At 71.4% G+C, this 20,016-nt stretch carries 20 protein-coding genes; 9 read left to right on the forward strand and 11 right to left on the reverse strand.

Translation table 11 applies throughout. The features are described 5' to 3' along the window. Positions 1-2: 2 nt before the first annotated feature. The 4 genes from atpD to FHS13_RS11995 all read left to right on the forward strand — a co-directional run bounded on the left by atpD (position 3) and on the right by FHS13_RS11995 (position 3,044). The gene (atpD, locus tag FHS13_RS11980; RefSeq protein WP_184291524.1) at positions 3-1,445 is read left to right on the forward strand and encodes a F0F1 ATP synthase subunit beta; all 1,443 of its coding nucleotides are present in this window, start codon (positions 3-5) and stop codon (positions 1,443-1,445) included. A gap of 113 nt (positions 1,446-1,558) precedes the next feature. After that, positions 1,559-1,948: a F0F1 ATP synthase subunit epsilon gene (locus tag FHS13_RS11985; protein ID WP_184291526.1), complete on the forward strand. Its 390-nt coding sequence runs from the start codon at positions 1,559-1,561 to the stop codon at positions 1,946-1,948. A gap of 32 nt (positions 1,949-1,980) precedes the next feature. Continuing rightward, complete coding sequence (locus FHS13_RS11990) at positions 1,981-2,463, forward strand: DUF2550 domain-containing protein (RefSeq protein WP_184291528.1); 483 nt, start codon at positions 1,981-1,983, stop codon at positions 2,461-2,463. Between the two features lie 65 nt (positions 2,464-2,528). Beyond that, positions 2,529-3,044, forward strand: a complete 516-nt coding sequence (locus FHS13_RS11995) for a hypothetical protein (RefSeq protein ID WP_184291530.1) — start codon at positions 2,529-2,531, stop codon at positions 3,042-3,044. Between the two features lie 10 nt (positions 3,045-3,054). On the opposite strand, the gene FHS13_RS12000 is transcribed toward FHS13_RS11995, so the two are convergent. The 8 genes from FHS13_RS12000 to nucS form a co-directional block, all read right to left on the reverse strand. Beyond that, positions 3,055-3,651: a cob(I)yrinic acid a,c-diamide adenosyltransferase gene (locus FHS13_RS12000; protein ID WP_184291532.1), complete on the reverse strand. Its 597-nt coding sequence runs from the start codon at positions 3,649-3,651 to the stop codon at positions 3,055-3,057. Positions 3,652-3,972: 321 nt separating this feature from the next. Further along, on the reverse strand, positions 3,973-5,595 hold the full coding sequence (locus FHS13_RS12005; RefSeq protein WP_425491173.1) for a M28 family peptidase: 1,623 nt from the start codon (positions 5,593-5,595) through the stop codon (positions 3,973-3,975). 194 nt (positions 5,596-5,789) lie between these two features. After that, positions 5,790-6,452: a DUF1707 SHOCT-like domain-containing protein gene (locus FHS13_RS12010; RefSeq protein WP_184291534.1), complete on the reverse strand. Its 663-nt coding sequence runs from the start codon at positions 6,450-6,452 to the stop codon at positions 5,790-5,792. A 79-nt stretch (positions 6,453-6,531) separates the two neighbouring features. Then, positions 6,532-7,158 (reverse strand): response regulator transcription factor, encoded by a 627-nt coding sequence (locus tag FHS13_RS12015; protein WP_184291536.1) that lies wholly within the window; start codon positions 7,156-7,158, stop codon positions 6,532-6,534. Continuing rightward, positions 7,155-8,396, reverse strand: coding sequence for a sensor histidine kinase (locus tag FHS13_RS12020; protein WP_184291538.1), 1,242 nt, complete (start codon positions 8,394-8,396; stop codon positions 7,155-7,157). Before FHS13_RS12020 ends, FHS13_RS12015 begins: the two co-directional genes overlap by 4 nt. 5 nt (positions 8,397-8,401) lie before the next feature. After that, complete coding sequence (locus tag FHS13_RS12025; RefSeq protein ID WP_343064996.1) at positions 8,402-9,241, reverse strand: ABC transporter permease; 840 nt, start codon at positions 9,239-9,241, stop codon at positions 8,402-8,404. After that, positions 9,238-10,113, reverse strand: coding sequence for an ABC transporter ATP-binding protein (locus tag FHS13_RS12030; RefSeq protein ID WP_184291540.1), 876 nt, complete (start codon positions 10,111-10,113; stop codon positions 9,238-9,240). The genes FHS13_RS12025 and FHS13_RS12030 overlap by 4 nt, the downstream gene beginning before the upstream one ends. Before the next feature lie 107 nt (positions 10,114-10,220). Then, on the reverse strand, positions 10,221-10,898 hold the full coding sequence (nucS, locus tag FHS13_RS12035; protein ID WP_184291542.1) for an endonuclease NucS: 678 nt from the start codon (positions 10,896-10,898) through the stop codon (positions 10,221-10,223). A 126-nt stretch (positions 10,899-11,024) separates the two neighbouring features. On the opposite strand from nucS, the gene FHS13_RS12040 reads away from it, so the two are divergent. The 3 genes from FHS13_RS12040 to FHS13_RS12050 all read left to right on the forward strand — a co-directional run bounded on the left by FHS13_RS12040 (position 11,025) and on the right by FHS13_RS12050 (position 13,417). Continuing rightward, positions 11,025-12,233, forward strand: coding sequence for a 3-hydroxyacyl-CoA dehydrogenase (locus tag FHS13_RS12040; RefSeq protein ID WP_184291544.1), 1,209 nt, complete (start codon positions 11,025-11,027; stop codon positions 12,231-12,233). Positions 12,234-12,314: 81 nt separating this feature from the next. Next, complete coding sequence (locus FHS13_RS12045) at positions 12,315-12,641, forward strand: ATP/GTP-binding protein (RefSeq protein ID WP_184291546.1); 327 nt, start codon at positions 12,315-12,317, stop codon at positions 12,639-12,641. 35 nt (positions 12,642-12,676) lie between these two features. Continuing rightward, on the forward strand, positions 12,677-13,417 hold the full coding sequence (locus FHS13_RS12050) for an alpha/beta hydrolase (protein WP_184291548.1): 741 nt from the start codon (positions 12,677-12,679) through the stop codon (positions 13,415-13,417). A gap of 73 nt (positions 13,418-13,490) precedes the next feature. Here FHS13_RS12050 and FHS13_RS12055 read toward each other — a convergent pair whose 3' ends face one another. Together FHS13_RS12055 and mce are read right to left on the reverse strand one after the other, a co-directional pair. Continuing rightward, a complete protein-coding gene (locus FHS13_RS12055) occupies positions 13,491-14,774 on the reverse strand; it encodes a DivIVA domain-containing protein (RefSeq protein WP_184291550.1) in 1,284 nt (427 codons plus the stop codon). Positions 14,775-15,136: 362 nt separating this feature from the next. After that, entirely contained in the window at positions 15,137-15,595 is a 459-nt protein-coding gene (mce, locus tag FHS13_RS12060) for a methylmalonyl-CoA epimerase (protein WP_184291552.1), read from the reverse strand. An 84-nt stretch (positions 15,596-15,679) separates the two neighbouring features. Here mce and FHS13_RS12065 point away from each other — a divergent pair, with 84 nt between their 5' ends. Both FHS13_RS12065 and meaB read left to right on the forward strand, forming a co-directional pair. Then, the gene (locus FHS13_RS12065) at positions 15,680-16,867 is read left to right on the forward strand and encodes an acetyl-CoA C-acetyltransferase (protein WP_184291554.1); all 1,188 of its coding nucleotides are present in this window, start codon (positions 15,680-15,682) and stop codon (positions 16,865-16,867) included. Between the two features lie 45 nt (positions 16,868-16,912). Beyond that, the gene (gene meaB / locus FHS13_RS12070; protein WP_184291556.1) at positions 16,913-17,860 is read left to right on the forward strand and encodes a methylmalonyl Co-A mutase-associated GTPase MeaB; all 948 of its coding nucleotides are present in this window, start codon (positions 16,913-16,915) and stop codon (positions 17,858-17,860) included. 67 nt (positions 17,861-17,927) lie between these two features. On the opposite strand, the gene FHS13_RS12075 is transcribed toward meaB, so the two are convergent. Then, on the reverse strand, positions 17,928-19,880 hold the full coding sequence (locus FHS13_RS12075; RefSeq protein ID WP_184291559.1) for a glycoside hydrolase family 18 chitinase: 1,953 nt from the start codon (positions 19,878-19,880) through the stop codon (positions 17,928-17,930). Positions 19,881-20,016: the final 136 nt, after the last annotated feature.

Here is a 20,016-nt window from a genome sequence, read left to right on the forward strand (position 1 = left end):
AAGTGACTGCGACTGTTGAAGAGACGGCTGGGGCTGGCACCGCCACCGGCCGTATCGCCCGGGTCACCGGCCCGGTCGTCGACGTGGAGTTCCCCGTCGGCTCCCTGCCTGCCATCTACAACGCCCTGCACACCGACGTCACCGTCGGCGGCAAGACCAAGACGATCACCCTGGAGGTCGCCCAGCACCTGGGTGACAACCTGGTCCGGACCGTCTCCCTCGCCCCGCAGGACGGCCTCGTCCGCGGCGGAGAGGTGCGCGACACCGGCGCGCCCATCAGCGTGCCCGTCGGCGACGTCGTCAAGGGCCACGTGTTCAACACCCTGGGCGAGTCCCTGGACGTGCCGACCTCGGAGCTGCAGGTCACCGAGCGCTGGCCGATCCACCGCACCCCGCCGTCGTTCGACCAGCTCGAGTCCAAGACCGAGATGATGGTCACGGGTATCAAGGTCATCGACCTCCTCACCCCGTACGTGCGCGGTGGCAAGATCGGTCTGTTCGGTGGTGCCGGTGTCGGCAAGACCGTTCTGATCCAGGAGATGATCACCCGTATCGCCCGCAACTTCGGTGGTGTGTCCGTGTTCGCCGGCGTCGGCGAGCGCACCCGTGAGGGTACGGACCTCTTCCTGGAGATGGACGAGATGGAGGTCCTCCAGGACACCGCTCTCGTCTTCGGCCAGATGGACGAGCCCCCGGGCACCCGTCTGCGCGTGGCGCTGTCGGCTCTGACGATGGCGGAGTACTTCCGCGACGTCCAGAAGCAGGACGTGCTCCTGTTCATCGACAACATCTTCCGTTTCACCCAGGCGGGTTCGGAGGTCTCCACGCTGCTGGGCCGCATGCCCTCCGCCGTGGGTTACCAGCCCAACCTGGCCGACGAGATGGGTCAGCTCCAGGAGCGGATCACCTCGACCCGCGGTCACTCGATCACCTCGATGCAGGCGATCTACGTTCCCGCGGACGACTACACCGACCCGGCCCCGGCGACCACGTTCGCCCACCTGGACGCGACGACCGAGCTCTCCCGCCCGATCTCGCAGAAGGGCATCTACCCGGCGGTGGACCCGCTGGCCTCCACCTCCCGCATCCTCGACCCGCAGTACGTGGGCGAGGAGCACTACCAGGTGGCCCAGCGGGTCAAGGAGATCCTGCAGCGCAACAAGGACCTCCAGGACCAGATCGCCATCCTCGGTATGGACGAGCTGTCCGAAGAGGACAAGATCATCGTCAACCGCGCCCGCCGGATCGAGCGCTTCCTGTCGCAGAACATGTTCGTGGCGGAGAAGTTCACCGGTACCCCGGGCGTGTTCGTGCCGCTGGAGGAGACCATCGCCTCCTTCAAGGGCCTGTGCGACGGTGAGTACGACCACCTGCCCGAGCAGGCGTTCCTCGACGTCGGCAACATCGACATGGTTGTCGAGAAGGCCAAGAAGCTCCAGGGCTAGTACCGAAGAGTCCGTCGAGGGTGGCGGCGAGCAAGCCGTCAGGCCGGGCCGGCCCCCGGGAGAAAGGGGGTCGGCCCGGCCGAATCCACCCGCCAGCCGAGGAGTTTGTGGCAGTGTCGAAGAAGCTTTCCGTCGAGATCGTCTCCCCCGAGCACGAGGTGTGGTCGGGTGAGGGCGACATGGTGATCGCCAAGACGGTCGAGGGCGAGATCGGTATCCAGCCCGGGCACGTCCCGGTGATGGCCCTTCTGGCCCACGACGCCGTCGTCCGCGTGCTGGGTGCGCGCGAGACCGGTGAGGTTCGGGCCGCCGCGCACGGCGGGTTCATCTCGGTGTCGGACGGAGGTCGCGTCTCCATCCTCGCCGAGACCGCCGAGCTCGCCGAGGAGATCGACGTCGAGCGCGCCCGCACGGCTTTCGAGAGCGCCGGCGGATCGGGTGACACCGTCGCCCTGGGCCGCGCCCGCAGCCGCCTGCGTGCGGCAGGCGAGGAAGTCACCTGACCGCAGTACCTGGAGACGGAGACGGGGTGGGAATGGAACAGTTGCTGCTCGGAACGCCTTGGGTGGAGCCCGTGCAGTGGGTGTTTCTCGCCCTTCTCCTGCTCGCGGTCGCACTGGCGGCCACCGGATTCCTGCGCCGCTGGATCCTCCTGCGGCGCGGCGGCGCGGTGGAGTGCCATCTGCGTACCGTGGGTGTACGGGGCCGCCGGGGCTCCTGGCGCATCGGTATGTGCCGGTACGGCTCGGAGCACCTCGACTGGTTCCCGATCTTCTCCCTCAGACCGCGGCCGACAGCACAGCTGTCGCGCCGCGGTCTCGTCATTGTGGGGCGCCGTCTGCCGGAAGAGGGGGAGCAGCTGCCCGCCGACAGCACGGTCGTGCGGATCGGCTGGGCCGGCGACGACGGTGCCGACCCCGAGGAGGCGGCGTTCGAGATCGCGATGGGCGAGGCCACCCTCACCGGGTTCCTGTCGTGGGTCGAGTCGCTGCCCCCGGGCACCCCGTGGGAGGCCTGAACCGGCGCTGTGCGCATCGGAGCGCCTTCCGCCCCGGATGGCCCGGGGATGGCAGGATTTCGGACATGGTCGCTTCCCCGTCGCGGCGGCTGGCCGCCATCGCCCTGGCCGGCCCGCTCCTGATCGCCTGCCAGCCGACCGGAGGCCATGTGGCCGCGGTCGCCACCGGCCACTTCACGGCCGGTCACAGTTTTCCCGTGCTGCTCATCTCCTGGTGCGGCGAGGAACCGCCCCGCCAGATCGACCTGGTGGGGGAGCACCAGCGGCGGCACCTGATCGCCACCCGCGAGTTCGAGGGCGGGAGCATCGAGGTGGACCTGTCAGCCCCCGGTGAGGACTGGGACATCCTCGACGGCGACGGCCGCGCCGTCTACCGCCTGGGCCCGGACTCCCCGCAGGAGGAGTACCTGCTGGGAGTCGGGACCGCTGCGGCGGAACCGGGTGAGGAGGCCGAGCACGACATCGGCACCCTGGTGTTCAGCACCGGGGCGCTCACCTCGGAGCAGGGCGTCTACGCGAGTGTGTCGGGAACGGGGAAGGCCGAGTTCACCGACGCCGAGGAGTTTCCGCCCTCCTGCTGAGGACGTCGCCTCAGCGCTCGCCCCCCGGTTTCCAGAGGACCTCGTCGCCCTCCTTCGCCACGTACCGGCCCAGGATGAACAGCAGGTCCGAGAGGCGGTTGAGGTATTGCGCCGTCAGGGCGTTGACGCCCTCCCCGTGCTCCTCGACCGCGGCCCACACGCTGCGCTCGGCACGGCGCACCACGATCCGCGCGGTGTGCAGCAGCGAGACGGTGGGGGAGCCGCCGGGCAGGATGAAGCTGCGCAGCGTGGGCAGATCGGCGTTGTAGGCGTCACAGGCCTCCTCCAGCCGGGTGACGTACTCCGGCAGCACCCGCAGCGGCGGATACTCGGGATCGGGCACGACGGGGGTGGACAGGTCCGCCCCGAGGTCGAACAGCTCGTTCTGGATGCGGGAGAGCAGTTCCCGCACGTCGTCGGGGACCTCGCCGAAGGCCATGACGGCGCCGATGGCGGCGTTGGCCTCCTCCGCGTCGGCGTAGCCGGCGATCCTGGAGTCGTTCTTGCTGGTGCGGCTCATGTCTCCCAGAGCCGTGGTGCCGCTGTCGCCGGTGCGTGTGTAGATCTTCGACAGCACGACCGGCTTGTCGGTGTCCCGTTTCGTCATGCACCCACCCTAGGGTGCGCGCGGCGCGGGGCCCCGGGGCGGGTGCGGCGGGACTCCGCCCCCGAGAACGGAGGGCGGGCGGTGCGGACCCGGAGGTCCGCACCGCCCGCCCCTTCCTGCTTCTCGGGGTCAGGTGTCGGCTGGGCCGTGTTTTCGGATGCTCTCGCCGTATCGGCGGAGCCGATCCCCGGCGAACGGCCGGCCAGGCGTTTCCTTGCGAGGCGGGGAGCGCAGCTCAGCCTGGTTGGCTTCGCAAGCTCTCCGACGCGGCAAGGGGGCGCCTGGCGGCCGTGCAGCCCGAGATGATCCGAAAAACAGGGCCTAGCGCAGCCAGGTGTCGCCCACGCGGTCGAACTCGGGCGTGGCGGCGGAGAAGGAGCGCACGCCGTTCACGGGGAGGGTGTTCTCGGCGAGGAACTCCACGCCGTGCGCACCCGCGGCCGACAGCTCGGCCACCGAGTCCCAGTTGACGTTCTCCATCGTGTCGTCGGGCGTGTGGTAGTACGGGTCGTACTGGGCGCCCGCGGTACCGCCGTACCACTCGACCTGCTCCTCGGTCTTGACGCCGTCGGCGCCGCTGAAGAGACCGCCCGAGGGGATGCCCGCGTTCATGAAGGGCGCGTAGTCGCTGCGGCCGCTGAGCACGCCGGGCTCGCTGACCTGGCCCTGCTCGGCGAAGTAGTCCGAGAAGATCTTCGAGATCGCGCCCGAGCCGGACGGGGCGGGGACGGAACCGGGCAGCTCCATCGCGCCGTCCAGGACGAAGCGGCCGTAGTTGTGCGAGCCGATCATGTCGAAGTTGAGGTAGAGCGCGATGTCGTCGAGCTCCTGCGCGCTCAGGGAGGCGACGTACTCGGTGGAGCCGATCAGCCCCTCCTCCTCGGTGCCCCAGAAGGCGAAGCGGACCTTGTTCTTGGTCTCCTCCTGCGCCGCGAGCTGGATCGCGGTCTCCAGGACGAAGGAGGTGCCGCTGGCGTTGTCGTTGATCGCGGGACCGTCCTCGACACCGTCGAGGTGGGCGCCGACGACCACGACGTTGTCGTCGCGCCCGCCCGCCGTCTCGGCCAGGACGTTGTAGGAGGTCTTGGTCTCGACGGAGGCGTCGACGGCGACGCGCACCTCCAGGCCCTCGCCGGCCGACAGCAGCTCGGCGCCGGCCGTGCCGGACACGCCGATCGCGGGGATGTCGGAGAGCTCGCTGACGGTGCCGAGGAACACCTCGTCCGCGTTGTTGACCACCAGGGCGGCGGAGGCGCCGGCGTCCGCGGCGTTCTGGACCTTCTCGGAGAACGCGCAGGAGCCGCGCACGACGACCGCGACCGCTCCCGCGGGGAAGCCGGCGAAGTCGTCGGCGGAGCAGCCGCTCGCGGTGCTGTCCGGGTTGACCGCCACGGCCGGGGCCGTGACGTCGCCCGCCCTCGAGTAGGACAGCGTGACGTAGTCGGTGCCGACCTCGAAGGTGTGCTCGTCCGGCGCGGTCCGGCTCAGGACGGCGTCGGAGTGCTCGGACCAGTGGTCGTAGTCGAACTCGTGCCGGTAGGTCTCGTATCCGGCCCGTTCGAGCTGGTCCTCCACGTAGAGGGCGGCCACGTCGTAGCCGGGGGTGCCCGAGGCGCGGTTGCCGCCGTTGTACTCGGCGATGACGTCGAAGCTCTCCATGTGGCTCCGGACGGCGTCGACGGTCACGAGCTCCGACAGGGGGAGGTCCTCGCCAGGGGTGCCCGGCTTGCCCGGCTTCCCGGGCTTGCCGGGTTTCCCGGGCTTACCCGGCTTCCCGGGCTTGCCCGGCTTGGCCGGGTGCTGCGGGGCATGCTCGGGCGCGGCGCTCGCCGGGCTCGCGGCAAGGGTGCCCGCGGTCATCAGGGCTGCCGTGAGGCCGGCCAGCGCTGCCAGCCGTCTGCTGGGTGTAGGCAACGATCTTCCTCCGTGGTACGAGGAGTCCATCGCTCCGCGGTGTTGGGGGATGGACACCTGGGGTAGGCGAGGTATCGATGCAGAGTGCCACCGGACGGCAGCTGTGGGCAAGCGCTGAAGGTAAAATTGCCACAATCAGCCAAAAGAATGACGTGGCTGTGGCCAATATGATTAAATAACCGGCCCGAAAACCAGCAAATGTCTCGAAAGCGAGCTTTGCCGGCTCAGTCCTCGATCTCCTTCTGGTGCCGCCGCTTGCGGTACTGCACGTCCACGCCGCCCATGACGGCGATGCCGCGCACGTGGACGATCGGTGCGTCCGGGTCCATCACGCTGGGGGGCGCGCCCCGCACACCGAACCCGCCCATGATCGGCAGGCCGTGCACCCGTACCTGGATGTCGTCGGGTGCGGTGATGGACACCCCGCCCATGACGCACAGGACCCAGACGGTGGTCTCGCGCTGGGCGAAGCGGGCCTCGCGCAGGTCCAGTTCGATTCCGCCCATCACCGCCGCCGCGCTGAAGACGGGGGGCACGATCCAGCTGCCCGAGCGGTCGGCACCCCCCATCACGGCGACCGCGAAGGAACTCGTGGGGCCCTGGTCGGTGAGGCGGCCGCTGCCGTAGAGCGGGCGCGGGGACCGGAAGCCGGTGGGGGCCGGGGTCGCGGAGCTGTTCGGGGCGGGCAGGTCCGCGGTCAGGGGGAGGAGCTCCCCGAGGGTCTTGGCGCGGTAGACGGAGTCCAGCCGTTCGCTGTGCTCGTCAGGGTCCAGGCGCCCCTCGGCGAGGGCTTCGCGCAACTGGTGCGCGGTGGCGTCGCGGTCGGCGTCGGAGGCGCGCATCCGCTCGCGGTCGGGGGGTGTGATCTCGCTCATCGCTTCCAGCATATTCCGAATTGTCCTCGAGCGGCAGGTCGCCGGCATCAGGGAGGATCCCCGAGCCGACCCTGATGTGTCCCCGGTGCGCTCAGGCGTCGGGCAGCAGGCCCTGCCGGAGCGCCCGGCTGACGGCCGACGTCCGGTCGCCCACGCCGAGCTTCTCGTAGACGCGCATCAGATGTGTCTTGACCGTGGTCGGGCTGATGTGCAGGGCGTGCCCGATGGCGGTGTTGGTGAGTCCGTCGGCGGCCAGCCGGAGCACCTCCGTCTCGCGCTGGGAGAGCGCGGGGGCGCTCCGGTGGCGCATCCCCGTGACGATCCTGCCCGCCAGGCGCCCGGTCAGGACCGTCTCCCCGCGTGCCGTCGCCCGCACGGCCTCGGCCAGCTCCGCGCGCGGGGTGTCCTTGAGCAGGTAACCGGTGGCGCCGGCCTCCACCGCCCTCAGGATGTCGCTGTCGGTGTCGTAGGTGGTGAGCACCAGGACGTGGGTGCCCGGGTGGTCGGTGGCGATGCGCTTCGTCGCGGCCACCCCGTCGCCGCCCGGCATGCGCAGGTCCATGAGCACGACGTCGGGGGACAGCTCCGCGACCCGGGCCAGGGCCTCGGGGCCGGAGGAGGCGTCACCGACCACGTCGAGGTCCGGCTCGGCGGCGAGCATGCCGCGGATGCCCTCCCGCACCACGGGGTGGTCGTCCGCCAGGAGCACGCGGATCATGTGCCTTCCTCCTCGTCGTCGTGGAGCAGGGACAGCCGCACGGCCGTGCCCTCCCCGGGGGCGGTGTCGATGTCCAGGACGCCTCCCGCCTCCTCGGCGCGGTGCCGCATGTTCGCCAGGCCGTTGCCGCCGGTGGAGGCGCCGGGGTCGAAGCCGCGTCCGTCGTCGGCGACGGTGAGGCGCACTCCCACGTCGGTGTAGGACAGGGACACCTCGACGCGTCGGGCGCCGGCGTGCTTGCGGACGTTGGCCAGAGCCTCCTGCGCGGTGCGCAGCAGGCAGACCTGCGAGGGGCTCGGAAGCTCCCGGGGACCCACCCCCGTCACGGCCGTGTCGACGGTGATGCCCAACTCCGCGCCGAGAGCGGTCGCGATCCGCACCAGGGCCGCGTCCAGGGTGTTCTCCTCCAGCGGCACCGGGCGCCGGGCGGCGACCATCGCCCGGGCCTCGGCGAGGTTCTCCGACGCGGTCGCACGCATGAGCGCCAGGTGGCGGCGGGCCAAGCCGGGGTCGGGGCCCATCTCCGACTCCACCGCCTGGGTGAGGGCGATGATGCTGGTCAGCCCCTGGGCCAAGGTGTCGTGCAGTTCCCGGGCCAGGCGCTCGCGCTCGGCCAGGGCACCGCTCTCCTCCGACAGCCGGACGGCCTCGGCGCGGCTCTCCCGCAGCTGCCGCAGCAGCTCCGAGCGCTCGTAGCTCTGCGCGACGACGCGTTGGAACCAGCTGCCGAACCAGTAGGCGAACCCGAGGACGACCAGGTGGACGCCCGCCGCCACGAGCGCGTCCGCGGTGTCGGTCCGGCCCGCCGCCCAGTCGGACACGAGGGGGGCGAGCAGGACCAGGCCGACCGACAGGGTTCCGTACAGGGCCCCCGCCGTCATGAAGCACATCGGTGCCACCGCCAGGAGCGCGAAGGCCGTGAACGGGACGAGATGGACTCCGACCACGAGCAGGGCCGCCACCGCCAGGGCGAACACCCCCGAGACCGGGGTGGCGTACCGGTCGGTGTCCTGGATCCAGCGGCCGACGGTGAGGTGGAGCAGACCCACCGCGGCCAGCAGGCCCGCCGCGGACCAGCCGCGCCACCCCTCGCCGGCCACCACGCACACGGCCCCGAAGACCGTCAGCACGACGGCGAAGAAGATGTACCAGGCGGTGCCCAGGTCCCATGCGTGCCGTTCGGTGCCGCCGGGGCCGGGGAGCAGCGGTCGCGCTTCCGCCGGCTCGGTGGAGGACATCGCTCTCAGCCGTCCTTTCGGGTCTTCCAGCGGAAGGTCAGCAGCGTCAGCACCAAGCCCACCACACACCAGGCCCCCAGAGCCAGGGCGACCATGTGCAGATCCCAGGCCCCGGACGGCTCGAAGGCGGCCATCACGTCGGGGTAGAAGGCGGCGCGCATGCCCTGGGCCATCCACAGCAGCGGGAACAGGGAGGCGACGTACAGGACCCAGTCGGGCAGCGCCGTCACCGGGACGAACACCCCCGAGACGAATTGCAGGACCAGGAACGGCACGACCACGACGGCCGAGGCCGCCTGGGCGCTGCGGGCCAGGGAGCTGGTCGCGACACCCAGCAGGGAACAGGCGATGGTGCCCAGGACGAACACCCAGGCGACGGTGGCCCAGGAAGCGGGGTCCGAGGGCAGCCGCGCATCGAAGAACAGGGCGCCCACCCCGAGCATCAGGACCAGCTGGCCCAGTGCCAGGAAGGCCACCAGGACGGTCTTGCCGGCGAAGTAGGCGCCGGGCGGCATGGGGGTGCCGCGCAGGCGGCGCAGGCCTCCGTGGTCGCGCTCGATCGCGATCTCCGTGCCCAGGTTCTGGAAGCTCACCGACATCAGGCCCATGGCGACCAGTCCCGGAAGGTAGTAGTCGACGGCGGGCATGGCCGTGTCGAACATGCCGTCGAAGACCACCGCGAACAGGATCAGGATCAGGGAGGGGAGTGCGAAGGTGAAGACGATCCCCTCCCACTCGCGGGCGAACGCGCGGATCTCCAGCCATCCGCGGGACAGGCCGAGGCGGAGCACGCCGGGCAGACGGGCGGGGGCGGTGCCTCCGGTGGCGGCGGTTCCGGTGCTCACGCGGTCCCCTCCCCCGCGGTCCCGGAGCCGGCGGGCCCGGAGACCAGGCTCAGGTAGATCTCTTCGAGGGTGGGCCGGTGCACGCCGAGCCCGGGAACCTCCCCGGAAAAGCGTGCGGCCAGCTCGGCCACCACCCGGGTGGGCTCGCGGGTGCGCACCTCGCGGTGCCCGCCGTCCTCGGTCCATGACACGGTGGCCCGCGCCGCTGCGCGCCCGCCCAGGTCGGCGGGGGCACCCAGAGCGCGGACCCGGCCGCCGGCGAGCACGCACACGCGGTCGGCCAGGGCCTCGGCCTCCTCCAGGTAGTGCGTGGTGAGGACGATCGTGGTGCCCCGGCGGGCCAGGTCGCCGATCAGCTCCCAGAAGGACCGGCGGGCCTCCGGGTCGAACCCGGTGGTGGGCTCGTCCAGGAACAGCAGCTCGGGGCGGCCGACGATCCCGAGGGCGACGTCCAGGCGCCGCCGCTGGCCTCCCGAGAGGGAGTCGGGCAGCGCCCGTGCCTTGGCCGCCAGGCCGACGCGCTCGACGACCTCGTCGGGGTCGTGCGCCGAGGGGTGGTAGCCGGCGAAGTGGCGCACGAGGTCGCGCACCGGCACCTTGGGGAGCATCGTCTCCCTCTGCCAGACGATCCCGATGCGCGAGCGCCAGCGGCGCCCCGCCTGTCCGGGGTCCTCGCCGAGCACGGAGACGGTGCCGCCGTCGCGGCGGCGGAAACCCTCCAGGATCTCGACGGTGGTGCTCTTGCCCGCGCCGTTGGGCCCCAGCAGTGAGAAGACCTCGCCGCGCGGGACGCGGAGGTCGATGCCCGCGACGGCGGGGGAGCCGCCGTAGCTCTTGGTGAGGCCGACGGCCTCGATCGCGGTGTCGTTCATGTACCGAGGTTCCCGCGGCGGTGGCCCCGGCGGTATCGGACAAGCGGACGGGCCCGTGTCCTCCGATCGGAGGACACGGGCCCGTCGGGGCTTCGGCCGGGAGGGGCTCAGAAGAGGCGCAGGACGTCGGGCTCGATACCGCGGAGCGCGTCGTAGTCGAGCACGACGCAGGAGATTCCGCGGTCCTCCGCGAGCACGCGCGCCTGCGGCTTGATCTCCTGGGCGGCGAAGACACCGCGCACCGGGGCCAGCTGCGGATCGCGGTTGAGCAGCTCCAGGTAGCGGGTGAGCTGTTCCACGCCGTCGATCTCGCCGCGGCGCTTGATCTCCACGGCCACGGTCCCCTGCTCGCCGTCGCGGCAGAGGATGTCGACCGGGCCGATGGCGGTGGGGAACTCGCGGCGGATGAGGGTGTAGCCCTCGCCGAGGGTGGTGATGTGCTCGGCCAGCAACTCCTGGAGGTGGGCCTCCACCCCGTCCTTCTGCAGCCCCGGGTCCTTGCCGAGTTCGTGGGAGGAGTCGTGCATGATCTCCTCGATGGTCAGCACGAGCTTCTCACCGGACTTGCCGTGGGTGACCGTCCAGACGTCGGGGCCGTCCGCGACGGTCTCCTCCCGCAGTTTGCACGGCGGGTTCATCCAGTTCAGGGGCTTGAAGGCTCGGTCGTCGGCATGGATGGACACGCTTCCGTCCGCCTTGACGAGGATCAGGCGGGGGGCCATGGGCAGGTGGGCGGTCAGGCGGCCGACGTAGTCGACGCTGCACCGGGCGATGACGAGACGCACAGAACGCCACGTTACCGCCTTTCGCGAGGTCCTGGGGAGGAGTCGTCCCCTTCCGTGGTTACCGGCGGGTACGAACGGGGGGAGCCGGTGGGCGGAGGCACCGCGACCGAGGTCTAGGCTGAGCACATGGTGCAGGAATTTGACAAGGTCGGTGTCGTCGGACTCGGCACGATGGGCGCGGGCATCGCCGAGGTGTTCGCACGTGCGGGATTCGACGTCATCGGGGTCGAGATCGACCAGGCCGCCCTCGACCGCGGCCGCGGCCACGTGGACAAGTCCCTTTCGCGCGCGGTCGCCAAGGGCAAGCTCACCGAGGAGGAGCGCAGCGGGATCGACTCCCGGCTGGTGTTCACCACCTCGCGCGAGGACCTCGCGGACGTCGACCTGGTGGTCGAGGCCGTCCCCGAGCGCATGGACCTCAAGCGCGACGTCTTCGGCGACCTGGACCGGATCTGCAAGACCGAGACGATCCTGGCCACCAACACCTCCTCGCTGTCGGTGACCGAGATCGCCGCGCTCACCGGCCGCCCCGGCAAGGTCGTGGGTCTGCACTTCTTCAACCCGGCCCCGGTCATGAAGCTGGCCGAGGTCATCACCACGGTCTCCACCGACCCCGAGACGGCCGACGTCGTCACCGAGGTCGCCAAGCGCATCGGCAAGACCCCCGTCACCGTGGGCGACCGCGCCGGCTTCGTCGCCAACGCCCTCCTGGTGCCCTACATCAACGACGCCATCCGCCTCTACGAGCGCAAGGTCGCCACGCGCGAGGAGATCGACGAGGCCGTCAAGAAGGCCGCGGGTCTGCCCATGGGGCCGCTGACCCTGGCCGACATGGTCGGACTCGACGTGTGCCTGGCCGTCATGGACGTGCTGTGGGAGGAGTACCGCGACAAGCGCTACGCCGCCGCCCCGCTGCTGCGCCGCATGGTCGCGGCGGGCCGCCTCGGACGCAAGAGCGGCCGCGGCTTCTACGGTGACGGGGACGAGCCCGAACCCCGCGTCACCGGACGCTACGCGGAGATGATCCGCGAGGAGGAGAACCTCGATCTGGGCGAGATCCTCATCGCCCCCCAGATCGACGACGCCATGCGCATGATCGGCGACGGCTACGCCGGTGCCGAGGACGTCGACACTGCCATGCGCTTCGGATGTGGCTACCCCAAGGGCCCGACCGAGCTGCTGGCCGAGCGCGGCGCCGAGGAGGTGGTCGCCACCCTGGTGACCATGGGCGAGTACGGCCTCACCGACATCGCGGTCCCCGCACCGCTGCTGGTGGACCAGCTTCCCGAGGCCGAGCACGACGAGGACCACGGCGGCTGCGGCTGCCACGCCTGACCCGGACGGGATCCGGAGAGGGGCCGCACCGTGTGCGGCCCCTTTTCCGTGCGTACCTCCCAGATCTTCTAACCTGGACGGGTGAGCCCGCGCCGTAACTCCTCCCGCCGCAAGTCCGACCGTGGCCGCCGCGCCCCCGCCTCCGGGGACGAGGACGCCCTCATGCTGCGCATCACCGGGGGGCAGCGCCGCGAGACCGGCCCCGACGGCGAGTGGGTGCTGCGGCGCATCCCCGGAGCCGCGGCGACGAAGGTCTACCGCTGCCCCGGTTGCGCACAGGAGATCCCGGCGGGGATGCCCCACCTCGTGGCCTGGCGCCCCTACGGTGACGGTGAGGACCGGCGCCACTGGCACACCTCCTGCTGGGACCGGCGTTCCCACCGCTCGCCCCGGCCGCCCCGGCGCTGAGTCCTGCCCGGTCCCGCCACTTCGACAGAGGAGCCATGGAGATTCGAGCCACCACGGTGCTGCCCGCCGTGCGACGACCCGTCACCCTGCACACCGCCGACGGCCTGGAGCTCGTCGGGGAACTCGCCCTGCCCGAGGGGAGGGACCCGGTGGCCACACTGGTGTGCCTGCACCCGCTGCCCACCGCCGAGGGGATGATGGACAGCCACGTCCTGCGCAAGGCCTCGTTCCGGCTGCCGGCACTCGCCGACATCGCGGTGCTGCGGTTCAACACGCGCGGCACCTCGTCCAGACACGGGACCAGCCAGGGCGAGTTCGGCGAGGGCGAGACCGAGAAGCACGACGTGCTGGCCGCCATCGAGTTCACCGAGTTCGAGGGGCTGCCCGAGCCGTGGCTCCTGGGCTGGTCCTTCGGCACCGAGCTGGCCCTCAAATGGGGCGCCGACCCCCAGGTGAAGGGGGCGATCCTGCTGTCACCGCCGCTGCACCGCGCGGAGGAGGCGGACATGGAGGCCTGGGCCGCGACCGGTAAACCGGTGGTCGCCCTGGTGCCCGAGTTCGACGACTTCCTGCGCCCCGACGAGGCCCGGAAACGCTTCGAACCGCTCACGCAGGCCGAGATCATCGGTGTGGAGGGCGCGAAGCACCTGTGGGTGGGAGAGACCTACGTGCGTCGCGTGCTCGACGAGATCGTCGCCCGGGTCAACCCCGCGGCCTCCCCGCTTCCCACGGAGTGGGACGGACCCTACGAGAAGGACGTCCAGCCGCTCCGCTGAGCCGCCGGACCCACGGCGAGGGCCCGCCTCCTCCGGGGAAGCGGGCCCTCTCTCGTCTGCCGGTGCGGGAGTCCTACTCCTGCCACCAGTCCTCGTCGTCGGAGCCCTTGCCGGAGTGGGCGGGCTGACGGGTCTCCTCGGCGGCGTCGGTGATCGCCGCCGCGGGGGCCGGGGCCGGAGCGACCGGGGCCGGGGCCGGGGCCGGGGGAACCGCGGCGCCGCCGCCGAGCAGCTGGCGCAGCTGCTGCAGGTGCGACTGGATGCTGTCGCGCTGGCGGTTGAGCTCGTCGACCTCCTTCTTGGCGGCCGTGAGGATGCGGTTGGCCTCGGACTTGGCGTCGCTGAGCTGGTGCTCGGCCTTGGACTTGGCCTCGGCCTCGATCTGGGCGGCGTTCTTCTTGGCGTTGCTGACCAGCTGCTTGGCGTGGTTCTCGGCGTCGCGGCGGGTCTGCTCGGCCTGCTGGCTCGCCTTCTTGGCGTGCGCGTCGGCGCTGGCGGCGCGCTCCTCGGCCTCGGCCACCATCTTCTGGGTGGCGGCCTGGGCGGCGGCCAGGCGCTCGGCGTCCTGGCGCTCGGCCTCGGCGCGACGGTCGGCCAGCTGCAGCTCGAACTGGTCCTCCATCTCGGTGCGGCGGGCCTCGGACTCGGCGTAGGCGCGCTCGGCGTTCTTGCGCAGCTCCTCGGCCTGGCTCTTGGCGGCCTGGATGGTCTCGTCGCGCTCGCGCTTGGCGGCGGCGCGGGCCTGGGCGCACTCGCGCTCGGTGGTGGTGCGGAGCTTGGCGATCTCGCTCTCGAAGGTCGCGCGCTTCTCGGCGATCTCGTGGTCCACGGCGGAGCGCTTCTTCTGCACCTCGCGCTCGGTGGTGGACGAGAGCTCGTCGGCGTGCCGGCGGGCGCTGGTGCTGATCTCCTCGGCCTCGGCCTCGGCGGTCTGGCGCGTCTCGTCGGCCTCGCGCTGGGCGAGGGCGCGCACCTCGGTGGCCTCGGACTCGGCGGCGGCGCGCATCTCGGCGGCCTCGATCTTGGCGGCCGAGCGGATGTCGTTGGCGTCGATCTGGGCGCTCTGGACCAGCTCGTTGGCCTGTTCCTCGGCCAGACGCAGCAGTTCCTCGATGCGCGAGCCCAGTCCGGCGTAGGAGGGGCGCTCGCGCTCCTGGAGCTGGCGGTTCTTGGAGGTGAGCTCTGCCTTGAACTTCTCGATCTGCTTGCTGGACTGCTTGATCTCGCCGCGCAGGGTCTCCAGGTAGTCGAGCACCTGGGTACGGTCGAAACCGCGCAGCACCACATCGAACTCTGGTGGCGTGTTGTCTTCGTCGAAGATGTTGTTGAGCTGGGCGTCGATGTTGTTTGACGACATGTGGCGGAATCCTGAACGGGTGCGAGACGGCTGCTTGCGTACTGCCGGGGACCGCGTAGTGGGCGGCTGCGCCGTCCCCGGAGTGAGGACATGTCCGGGCGGGCGAACCGGGACGGGCGGGCCGGTGCGACGGGGTGCGGCGCGGGCGGTGCTGTGGCACTGCTGAGCCGGTTCGTCCTGTCGGACTGTGCGAGGAGTGGACCAGCGCCGGAAAAGAGCAACCGGCGGCTAGCCGACTTTATCAAGTGCCGCACCCCATGGAAGAGGTTTCGTACAACTTCCGGTCCGCTGCGGGACCAGGCGCGCCCTTGGTGCACAAGACGTGATGTGTCCGGAATGTGGCCGTGACCATCGGCCGAGGTTCAGCGGGCGCTCTGCACCAGCTCGGTCAGGACCCCGCCGCAGTCCTTGGGGTGGAGGAAGACGATGCTCGACCCCGCGGTCCCCGGGCGCGGCCCGTCGCCGAGGACCCGTACCCCGCGCCCGCCGACCTCGGCCGCGCTCGCGGCGACGTCGGAGGTGCCGAACGCGAGGTGGTGCACGCCCTCGCCGTGGCGCTCCAGGAACTTGGCGACGGGGGAGTCCGGGCGCGTGGGCTCCAGCAGCTGGAGCCAGGTGGCCCCGCCGTCGTCGGTGCCGTTGACCCGCAGCATGGCCTCGCGCACCCCCTGCTCCTCGTTGACCTCCTCGTGGGCGACCTCGAAACCGTAGGTGGAGCGGTAGAACTCGATCGACGCGTCCAGGTCGCGGCAGGCGATGCCGACGTGGTCCAGGCGCGTGATCCCGGAGAAAAGGCCGGTGGGAACGGGTGCCTCACTCATGGGTAACCTCTCGCGAGCAGTCGTAGGACGTATGGGTATCGTGGCAGACCAGGTGCGTCACACATCACTTGGAGGCCAGTTACGATGCCCGGTTCCGTCATCGTCGGTGGGGCGCGTACCCCCACCGGCCGTCTCCTCGGCTCCCTCTCCGGCTTCTCCGGAACCGACCTCGGGGGCTTCGCCATCAAGGGCGCCCTGGAGCGCGCAGGCATCACCGGTGACCAGGTCGAGTACGTGATCATGGGACAGGTCCTGCAGGCCGGGGCCGGGCAGATCCCGTCCCGCCAGGCCGCGGTGAAGGCCGGCATCCCCATGAACGTGCCGTCCCTGACCGTCAACAAGGTCTGCCTCTCGGGCCTGGACGCCATCGCCCTCGCCGACCAGCTCATCACCGCCGGCGAGTTCGACGTCGTGGTGGCCGGTGGCATGGAGTCCATGACCAACGCCCCCCACCTGCTGCCCAAGTCCCGCCAGGGCTACAAGTACGGCTCGATCGAGGTCCTGGACGCCACCGCCCACGACGGCCTCACCGACGCCTTCGAGGGCGACTCCATGGGCGCCTGCACCGAGCGGCACAACGCCGAGCTCGGCATCGGCCGCGAGGAGCAGGACGCCTTCTCCGCCCGCTCCCACCAGCGTGCCGCCGCGGCGGCAGAGAAGGGGCTCTTCGACGACGAGATCGTCCCCGTCGAGATCCCCCGGCGCAAGGGCGACCCTGTCGTGTTCTCCCACGACGAGGGCGTGCGCGCCGGCACCACCGCCGAGAGCCTGGGCAAGCTGCGTCCGGCCTTCGACCGCGAGGGGACCATCACCGCCGGTTCCTCCTCCCAGATCTCCGACGGCGCTGCCGCCGTCGTCGTGATGAGCCGGGCCAAGGCCGAGGAGCTCGGCCTGCCGGTCCTGGCCGAGATCGGTGCCCACGGCAACGTCGCGGGCCCCGACAACTCGCTGCACTCCCAGCCCTCCAACGCCATCAGGCACGCCCTGGCCAAGGCCGGCCGCGGCGTCGAGGACCTGGACCTGGTGGAGATCAACGAGGCCTTCGCCGCGGTGGGCATCCAGTCCACCAAGGACCTGGGCATCTCCGAGGACATCGTCAACGTCAACGGCGGCGCCATCGCGCTGGGGCACCCCATCGGTGCCTCCGGCGCCCGCATCGCCCTGCACCTGGTCAACGAGCTGCGCCGCCGCGGCGGCGGGTTCGGTGCGGCGGCCCTGTGCGGCGGAGGAGGCCAGGGCGACGCCCTCCTCTTCACGGTGCCCGCCCGGTAGGGGACGTCTGCGCCGCCGCAGGGCGGCCCTTTCGGAAGGAGTCGGATGGACACCCCCCTACTGGTCGAGAGGGTCCTCAAGGGTGACAGGCGGGCGCTGGCCCGCGCGATCACCCTGGTGGAGAACGGTTCGGAGCAGCTGAGGGCCGTCATGGCGGGGCTGGCCCCCGGTACCGGTCGGGCCCGCGTGGTGGGCTTCACCGGCTCCCCGGGCGTGGGCAAGTCCACCACCACGAGTGCGGTGGTGCGGGCCGTACGCGAGCGCGGCCTGACCGTGGCCGTGCTCGCGGTGGACCCCTCCTCGCCCTTCAGCGGCGGCGCCCTCCTCGGCGACCGGGTGCGGATGCAGGACCACGCCACCGACCCGGGCGTCTACATCCGCTCGATGGCCAACCGCGGCCACCTGGGCGGGCTCTCGTGGGCCGCCCCGCACGCGCTGCGGGTGCTCGACGCCGCCGGGTTCGACGTGATCCTGGTGGAGACCGTCGGTGTCGGCCAGGCCGAGGTCGACATCGCCGGGCAGGCCGACACCACAGTGGTCCTGTGCGCACCGGGCATGGGCGACTCGGTGCAGGCCGCCAAGGCGGGGATCCTGGAGGTCGCCGACGTGTTCGCCGTCAACAAGGCCGACCGCGAGGGCGCCCGCGCCACCCAGCGCGAGCTGCGCCAGACGGTGGCGATGAAGGACCGCGACGACGACGAGTGGAAGCCCCCGATCGTCATGACGACCGCGGTGAGCGGCGAGGGCATCGACGAGCTGTGGGAGCGGATCGAGGCCCACCGCGCCCACATGGAGGCCTCCGGGGAACTGGAGCGGCGGCGCCTGCGGCGGGCCCGCGAGGAGGTGCAGGCCATCGCCCTGGGCCTGCTGCGCTCGCGCATCGGCGTCGGCGAGGACTCCACCCTGGACGCCCTGGCCGGCGACGTCGCGGCGGGCCGCCTGGACCCCTATGCCGCGGCCGACACCCTGGTCGGCGGGCTCGGGGCCCCGTGACCGCCTGATACGGGGGAGGGCCCTTCCGGCCGTCGGCCGGAAGGGCCCTCCTGTGTGCTGCCGGGGATCAGCCCGCGAGGGTGGAGTCGATCGCCTCCATCAGGGTGCCGTCGGCGTCGTCACCGTCGACGGACCAGATCATGATGCCGCCCAGGCCGTGGTCGGCGGCCCACCGGGTCTTCCGCGCGATGGCGGCCGCGTCGTCGTAGGTCCAGAACGTGGTGCCGTCGTACAGCCACGCGGTGCCCGACGCCTCGTCGCGGTACAGCGTGTACCCCGTCAGCTCCTTGATCACCTTCCAGTCGTCGATGCCCTGCTCGTAGGTGCCCGGGGCGGGGCCGGTCGCGGTCTGGAAGAGGCCGTCCCCGTTCGGGCCGGGGGCCACCCCGGTCCAGCCGCGGCTGTAGAACGGCACGCCCAGCACCAGGTCGCCGGGGTCCACACCCAGGTCGAGATAGGTCTGGATCGTGGTCTCGGTGGAGTACACGTCCGGCCCGGGGTCCTCCGGGTGCTCCAGCAGGTTGGACTGGTGGTTGGTGACCGACTCCCAGGCGCCGTGGTAGTCGTAGCCCTGGACCGTGACGAAGTCGAAGTCGTCCATGAGCCGGTCCATCTCGAAGCCGAGCTCGATCTTCTCGGGGTCGGCGGGCAGGAAGGCGGTCAGCTCGTACTCCCGGCCGGTCTCGGTGCCGAGGGCGTCCAGCTGCTCGCGGAACTCGCCGACCAGGGCGGTGAAGTTCTCCCTGTCCTCGGGGCGCACGGTGTTGTGCTCGTGTCCGGCGGAGGCCGGCCACTCCCAGTCGAGGTCGATGCCGTCGAAGACGCCGTAGGCCGAGCCGACGCCGCCCGCCCCGTCGAACACGGGCAGGTTGCCGCGCAGGTACTGGTCGATGCAGGAGGAGACCAGGCGCTCGCGCGAGGCCTCGGTCAGGGCGGCGTCGGAGAAGTGCTCGGACCAGGTCCACCCCCCGAGGGAGATGTTGACCCTCAGGTGCGGGTACCTCTCCTTGAGCTCGAGCAGCTGGTTGAAGTTGCCGCGCAGGCTCTGGTCCCAGGTGTCGGCGACGCCGTCCACGCTCTGGTCGGCGGTGAAGGAGCGGCCGTAGTCGGCCCAGGCGTCGCCCAGGCCGGCCTGGTTGGCCATGAAGCACTCGCCGTTCGCGCTGATGTTGCCGAACGAGTAGTTGATGTGGGTGAGCTTCTCCGCGGTGCCGGAGGTCACCAGGTTGTTCACCAGGTAGCCGCGGTCGTAGATGCCCCACTGGGTGAAGTAGGCCACGCGCCGCTCCTGCGGCGGGTCGGAGGGCTGCTCGCCGCCGCCCTCCTCGGAGGTGGCCGCGGTGACCGGTCCGCTCTCGGGGCCGCGGTTGCCCGAGGTGTCGTGGGCCCGGACGGTGAAGGTGTACTCCGTCTCGGGCACCAGGCCGGTGACCGTCGCGGTGGTGCCGTCGACGGCGCGCACCACCTCTCCGTCCGAGAGGACCTCGTAGCCGGCCACGGCGGTGTTGTCGGAGGCCTCCTCCCAGCCGAGCGTCACGGTGGTGGAGGTGGTTGCGGTGACGGACAGGCCCGAGGGGGCGGTGGGCGCCTCGGTGTCCTCCTCACCGGGTTCTCCCGAGCACGGGGCGCCGTTGACCAGGCAGCTGGTCGGGGCGGTGTCACCGCCGCTGTGGGTGCCGTTGAACCCGATCGAGTAGCTGCCGCCGGCGGGGACGGCGGCGCCCCAGGAGGGCGGGGTCAGCACGTAGGTGTCGCCGGACCGGTCCAGCTCGGCGTTCCACAGGCTGGTGACGGAGGTGCCCTCGGGCAGGCCGAACTCCACGGTCCAGTCGGACAGCGGGGTGTCGGAGCCGTTGGCGATGGTGAACTGGCCGCCGTAGCCGCTCTCCCAGCGGGAGGACTCGACGTAGGTGACGGTGACGCCGGTGGCGTCGGCGCTCGCGGGTGCGGGCGACAGCCCGAGGGGGACGAGGAGGAGTGCGGCGGCCAGTGCGGCCGTCCGAGGTCGTCGTGCTCTCATGGTCTCTCCTGTGAGCGGGTCGGGGGCAGGAGCCGGCTGCCGGCGCGGGCCGCCGCATGTCGGTCCGCGCCGGCCGCGGCGACGGTGCTCCCCGGATCAGAGCACCGGCGCCGGCGGGCCCGGTCGGAGGGCCGGG

Source organism: Nocardiopsis algeriensis, from assembly GCF_014203695.1.
GTDB classification, from domain to species: Bacteria; Actinomycetota; Actinomycetes; order Streptosporangiales; family Streptosporangiaceae; genus Nocardiopsis; species Nocardiopsis algeriensis.

Bases quoted from the DNA above. Each gene is read 5' to 3' on its own strand.
- FHS13_RS11990 (WP_184291528.1), top strand. From the start codon at position 1,981: ATGGAACAGTTGCTGCTCGGAACGCCTTGGGTGGAGCCCGTGCAGTGG.
- FHS13_RS11995 (WP_184291530.1), top strand. From the start codon at position 2,529: ATGGTCGCTTCCCCGTCGCGGCGGCTGGCCGCCATCGCCCTGGCCGGC.
- FHS13_RS12020 (WP_184291538.1), bottom strand. From the start codon at position 8,396: ATGTCCTCCACCGAGCCGGCGGAAGCGCGACCGCTGCTCCCCGGCCCC.
- FHS13_RS12065 (WP_184291554.1), top strand. From the start codon at position 15,680: ATGCCCGGTTCCGTCATCGTCGGTGGGGCGCGTACCCCCACCGGCCGT.
- FHS13_RS12030 (WP_184291540.1), bottom strand. From the start codon at position 10,113: ATGAACGACACCGCGATCGAGGCCGTCGGCCTCACCAAGAGCTACGGC.
- FHS13_RS12000 (WP_184291532.1), bottom strand. From the start codon at position 3,651: ATGACGAAACGGGACACCGACAAGCCGGTCGTGCTGTCGAAGATCTAC.
- FHS13_RS12050 (WP_184291548.1), top strand. From the start codon at position 12,677: ATGGAGATTCGAGCCACCACGGTGCTGCCCGCCGTGCGACGACCCGTC.
- FHS13_RS12005 (WP_425491173.1), bottom strand. From the start codon at position 5,595: ATGGACTCCTCGTACCACGGAGGAAGATCGTTGCCTACACCCAGCAGA.
- FHS13_RS12055 (WP_184291550.1), bottom strand. From the start codon at position 14,774: ATGTCGTCAAACAACATCGACGCCCAGCTCAACAACATCTTCGACGAA.
- mce (WP_184291552.1), bottom strand. From the start codon at position 15,595: ATGAGTGAGGCACCCGTTCCCACCGGCCTTTTCTCCGGGATCACGCGC.
- FHS13_RS12040 (WP_184291544.1), top strand. From the start codon at position 11,025: ATGGTGCAGGAATTTGACAAGGTCGGTGTCGTCGGACTCGGCACGATG.
- FHS13_RS12075 (WP_184291559.1), bottom strand. From the start codon at position 19,880: ATGAGAGCACGACGACCTCGGACGGCCGCACTGGCCGCCGCACTCCTC.
- FHS13_RS12015 (WP_184291536.1), bottom strand. From the start codon at position 7,158: ATGATCCGCGTGCTCCTGGCGGACGACCACCCCGTGGTGCGGGAGGGC.
- meaB (WP_184291556.1), top strand. From the start codon at position 16,913: ATGGACACCCCCCTACTGGTCGAGAGGGTCCTCAAGGGTGACAGGCGG.
- FHS13_RS12010 (WP_184291534.1), bottom strand. From the start codon at position 6,452: ATGCTGGAAGCGATGAGCGAGATCACACCCCCCGACCGCGAGCGGATG.